Genomic DNA, 524 nt, shown 5'->3' on the forward strand with positions numbered 1-524 from the left:
CTTCAGGAACGAGGCCATCTGCTTGGTGTCGCGGTGCGCGCCACCGACCGGCTCGTTGACGATCTTGTCGACCAGGCCGAGCGCCTTCAGGCGATGCGCCGTGATGCCCAGCGCTTCGGCGGCATCGGAGGCGCGCTCCGAGGTCTTCCACAGGATCGAGGCGCAGCCTTCCGGCGAGATCACCGAGTACACCGAGTACTGCAGCATCAGCACCTGGTCGCCGACGCTGATCGCCAGCGCCCCACCCGAGCCGCCCTCGCCGATGATGGTCGAGATGATCGGCACCTCGAGCTGCGCCATCTCGAAGATGTTGCGGCCGATCGCCTCCGATTGCCCGCGCTCCTCGGCGCCGATGCCCGGGTAGGCCCCCGGCGTGTCGACCAGCGTGAACACCGGGATGCCGAACTTCTCGGCCAGCTTCATCAGGCGCAGCGCCTTGCGGTAACCCTCGGGGCGCGACATGCCGAAGTTGCGCGCCGCGCGTTCCTTCGTGTCGCGGCCCTTCTGGTGGCCCACCACCATGC

The 524-nt window shown here is 68.3% G+C and carries 1 protein-coding gene; it reads right to left on the reverse strand.

Annotation, left to right across the window (positions count from 1 at the left end; translation table 11 throughout):
• Window positions 1-524, reverse strand: a 524-nt coding sequence (locus AC1D01_RS38240) for a carboxyl transferase domain-containing protein (protein ID WP_477875242.1), incomplete at both ends; no start/stop codon positions are given.

The sequence above is a fragment of the Rhizobacter sp. P3_B12 genome (assembly GCF_056402895.1).